General features: G+C 71.5%; 6 protein-coding genes. 3 read left to right on the top strand and 3 right to left on the bottom strand.

Annotated features, from left to right (window positions below):
• The coding region (locus tag KBX53_RS24410) for a sensor histidine kinase (RefSeq protein ID WP_210861862.1) at positions 1-655 on the top strand (655 nt) is incomplete at its 5' end.
• Positions 652-1,314, top strand: coding sequence for a response regulator transcription factor (locus KBX53_RS24405; protein ID WP_210861861.1), 663 nt, complete (start codon positions 652-654; stop codon positions 1,312-1,314). The genes KBX53_RS24410 and KBX53_RS24405, both read left to right, overlap by 4 nt.
• A gap of 58 nt (positions 1,315-1,372) precedes the next feature.
• On the opposite strand, the gene KBX53_RS24400 is transcribed toward KBX53_RS24405, so the two are convergent.
• A complete protein-coding gene (locus tag KBX53_RS24400; RefSeq protein ID WP_210861860.1) occupies positions 1,373-1,807 on the bottom strand; it encodes a DUF6223 family protein in 435 nt (144 codons plus the stop codon).
• A 401-nt stretch (positions 1,808-2,208) separates the two neighbouring features.
• On the opposite strand from KBX53_RS24400, the gene KBX53_RS24395 reads away from it, so the two are divergent.
• Entirely contained in the window at positions 2,209-2,592 is a 384-nt protein-coding gene (locus tag KBX53_RS24395; RefSeq protein WP_030333927.1) for a hypothetical protein, read from the top strand.
• A gap of 56 nt (positions 2,593-2,648) precedes the next feature.
• Here the strand turns inward: KBX53_RS24395 and KBX53_RS24390 are convergent, their stop codons facing one another.
• Positions 2,649-3,137 (bottom strand): nitroreductase/quinone reductase family protein, encoded by a 489-nt coding sequence (locus KBX53_RS24390; protein ID WP_030333929.1) that lies wholly within the window; start codon positions 3,135-3,137, stop codon positions 2,649-2,651.
• 179 nt (positions 3,138-3,316) lie between these two features.
• A complete protein-coding gene (locus KBX53_RS24385; protein ID WP_210861859.1) occupies positions 3,317-4,084 on the bottom strand; it encodes a hypothetical protein in 768 nt (255 codons plus the stop codon).
• Positions 4,085-4,247 lie beyond the last annotated feature (163 nt).

The following is a 4,247-nucleotide window of genomic DNA, read 5'->3' as shown; positions in this document are numbered from 1 at the left end:
CGTCGCCGAGCAGCGGGTGGCGGAGGCGGCCCGCCGACGGGCCACCGAGGAACGGCTGCGCATCGCCCGGGAACTGCACGACGTGCTCGGCCACCACCTGTCACTGATCAACGTGCAGGCCAGCGCCGCGCTGCACCGGCCCGACCCGGCCCGGTCCGAGCAGGCCCTCACCGCGATCAAACAGGCCAGCAAGGAGACCCTGCACGAGTTGCGCGCGACGCTCGGCGTACTGCGGGAAGAGGGTGCGGGGGCGGCAGTGCCCGCACCCGGTCTGTCCCGCCTCGACGATCTCGTCAGGACGGCCGGTCGGCCGGAGTTGGAGATCCGCACCGAGTTGGCCGAGACCCGGCCGCTGCCACCGGAGGTCGACCTGGCGGTGTACCGGATCGTCCAGGAGGCGCTCACCAACGTGGCGCGGCACGCGGGTGCCACCACCGCGGTGGTCCGGGTCCGGCCCGACCACGATGACGTGCTCGTGGAGGTCGAGGACGACGGCACCAGTCAACCGGGCACGCCGGGCAGCGGGATCTCCGGAATGCGGGAGCGGGCACGGGCACTGGGCGGTTCGCTGACCACGGGCTCGCAGCCGGACGGTGGCTTTCGGGTCTGCGCCCGGCTGCCGGCGCGGCCGAGCCCGGCGGGGGAGCGGGCATGATCCGGCTGCTGCTCGTCGACGATCAGACCCTGGTGCGCGCCGGTTTCCGGTCCATCCTGGAGGGTGAGGACGGCATCGAGGTCGTCGGCGAGGCTGCCGACGGCGCCGAGGCGGTGCGGTTGGCCCGGCAACTGCGGCCGGATGTGGTCCTCATGGACATCCGGATGCCCGGGCTGGACGGCCTGACCGCCACCGGGGAGATCGTCGGGAACTCCGACGCCCGGGTCATCATCCTGACCACGTTCGACCTGGACGAATACGTCTATGGAGCGCTGCGGGCCGGCGCCAGTGGCTTTCTGGTCAAGGACACCGAGCCGGCCGAGTTGATCCACGGAGTGCGGGTCGTGGCCCGCGGTGACGCGCTGATCGCGCCGTCGATCACCCGCCGGTTGATCGCCGAGTTCGCGGCCCGGGCCGGGCATCCCGATCCGGGGCCGCGACTGAGCGTGCTCACCGAGCGCGAGCGTGAAGTGCTGGCGCTGGTCGCGGCCGGTCTGTCCAACGACGAGATCGCTTCGCGCCTGGTGCTGAGCCCGGCCACCGCCAAGACACATGTCAGCCGGATCATGACCAAGGCCGCTGCCCGGGACCGGGCCCAGTTGGTGATCCTCGCCTACGAGTCCGGCCTGACCGTGCCTGGTTGGCTCACCCGCTCCTGAGCACGCCCACGGTGGCGGGCAGCGCCACCACCGGGGCTCCGACCCGCGTGCCGACCGGTCAGGTGGTCAGCCGAGCAGTGCGACGGGCGCGGGCCAGAGCCAGCCCACCGAGGACCACGCCGACCAGTCCAACCACCAGGGCCACGAAGGCGCCGCCTCGCCCGTTGCCGGTGCCGATGCCACTGTCGGAGGTGACCACCACCAGCCCACCGAGCGCCATGCTGATCAGGCCCGCCGCCAGGGCCAGGACGGCTCCGAGGCTGCCCGAGCCGGTGCCGATGCGACTGGCGGGGCGGGCCAGAGCCAGCCCCCCGACGACGGCGCCGGCCAGGCCCAGCAGGACGGCGGCGCTGGCACCGAGACGCCCGGAGCTCATGGAGAGCGCAGCGGCTGCGGTCGACTGGGCCGAGGCGTGCGCGGCTGCCGGCGCGCTGAGCGTGATCCCCCCGATTGGGACGGCTACGGCGGTGGCGAGCAGGTGGCGGACGGACATCGTGGTTCCCCTCGGTCGGCTGACGACTACATGCGGCAGCGTAGGAACGGGACCGCCCGCGAGTCGTCATGCCGGAGTTGCCAACGGGCCTACCACCCGGGATGTACGCGCTCGCAACGGCGTACCGCCGCGGTTGTCTCCCCGGGCTTGCCCGGCCCCACGACCCCGGCGCGAGCTGAGCGGGAATGGCCCTTGACCTGGGGTTTTGTCGGATCCGAGCAGTGGCGTTCACGGTCTGCGAGTGGTACGACTGATGCATCGGACCAGGTGGTGCGGGTTCAGGAGGTGACATCCATGCTTCTCACAAGCACCCCGCCTCGACACCGGCCCTGCCATCTGGCGGCCGTGGAGATTCCGCCCCAGCGGGGGATCGCGGCGCCGTCGTCGACGCCGAGGGCACCATGACAAGTCCGGAGAACACCGAGGAAAAGGCGGCTGCCTACGCCCGCGGTCTCGACGCGGGTCGGATCGAGCAACGTCTACAGGGGCACGATGAGCACCTGCGAAAGATCAATGGTTCGATCGACTCGATGACGCAGGCTCTCCAATTTCTCACCGAGGAGCTCCGCGCCAACGTCGCCCTGTTCAGCGCCAACATGACCGCAGACCGCCGGGACACCAGCGAGCGGGAGAGGATCGCAGCCGTGCGGGTGGAGGAGGCGGGCATCGTCGAATCCCAGAGGACGGTCCGGTGGACGGCGTGGCAGCGCTGGTCTGCCGTCGCCGGCGCGATCATCCTGGTGGTGAACTTCGGCCTGGGTCTCTACCTCGCGTTCGGCCGTTGACCGGGTGGCAGCGCTGGTAGCCCGGTGGACCCGGGGTGTTGAGGTCAACAACCGCGTCACTGCATTGAGGAGTCGCCACCCGGTCTGGGCTCCAGCACCACCACAGTGGTTTCCGACGATCGCCGCGCCGCATGGGCCTCGAAGTTCTTGTCGGCCCCGCGCCAGCGTGGCCACAGTCGCGTCCGCTCGTCGGCGGTGGCGGCCCGGCCGCGGACCAGCCGCCGCCCGTCAGCCAGGTCCACTGACGCGTCCGGGTGGGCCTGCAGGTTGAGCCACCAGGCGGGGGCGCCCTCGCCCCACCCGTTCATCGCCACCCCGACCAGGTTGGGGCCGTCCTCGAAGTACGCGAGGATGACGCTACGTTGCTGGCCGGTGCGGCGACCGGTGGTGGTCAGTCGCAGCGTGCCCCAGCGGTGCTCGCGCGGCCGCCACAGCCCGACCCGGCTGCCGGTGACCCGGTACAGACCCCGGTGCACCGACCAGGCCAGCCGGATGAACCACCGCGGCGGCAGCCACGGTGCCTTCGTCTCCTGAGCATCGGACATGACGACCTCCTCCACCGACCACTGCTGATGGCCCGGCAGGCTGCCGTATCCGGTAACCCCACTGTGGACCGAGAGCCCAAGGTCTCCCGGCGTGAGCACAGCTTGCGTCCTGTTGTCCATGATCCGACCGAGGAACGGACCGATCGGTGGAAGCCCCGTCTCGGCGGCAGCCGGGTGAGCTACCGCTGCCAGGCGTCGATGGCGCGTACGCCGTCGCGCACGACCCGGTCCAGGATGGCCGGGTTGCCGCTGGTGCCCTCCCACCCCTGGTCGTTGAAGACCGTCACCGCGCTGTCGACGCGGGCCACGGCGATCTGGCTGGACGCGGTGCCGCCGGTGCGTTCGCCGTTCAGGCTCGTCTCCGGCCAGGTCCGGGTCAGCAGCAGCCCCTCGCCACCGACCCCGGTCAGCACCTCGCTCTTGACGGTGACCCGGTTTCCGGCCTGCTCGTAGGAGGGACACGCCTGCACGGCGGTGCGAAGCCGGTCCAGGTAGGCCGAGGCTCCGGCGCCGTCGAAGGTGAAGATGGTCTGGTGGATCATCCCCTGCGGCACGTTGCTGGCGGGCTCGCCGGCCGTCTGGTAGGTGACGGTCATCGCGGCGCTCGCGGTGACCTGCCGGCCGCCGGTGCCGAACTCGTTGCCGCACAGCGTCGGCAGGGCCTCCTCGACGGGTGTCGTCCGTCGTGGAGACTTCCGCAGCTCGGCGGGCAACTCGACGAAGGCCGAGGTCGGGATGGTCACCCGGGGGCTGCTCGCGCTCGGAGACGGTGCGCCCGTCGGGGGCGCCGACGCCGACGTGGTGGTCGGCGCGGTGGTCGCCGGGGCCGAGTCGGGCGGTTCCCCGGTGGTGGTGCAGGCGGCGGCCAGCGCGATGGTGCCGAGCAGTGGGAGCAGCGCGAGCGAGCGTCGGGTACGCGCCGGTGGCAGTGGTACGGATCGGCTCATCATCACCCCTTGTCTGTGCCGGGAAGGTGCCCAGCACCGCGCCGACCGAAACGATCACCAGGCGGCGCGGGGATCGACCGGGCCACCGGAATTGAGGTGTCGTCACATCGACCGGGCCGCTAGGCTGCCCCGCATGACCAGCGTAATCGCTCACTGCACCACC

The organism is Micromonospora sp. M51 (assembly GCF_018070305.1).
In the GTDB taxonomy this organism is placed as follows: Bacteria; Actinomycetota; Actinomycetes; order Mycobacteriales; family Micromonosporaceae; genus Micromonospora; species Micromonospora parva.
This window is presented reverse-complemented; position numbering and strand designations above follow the sequence as displayed.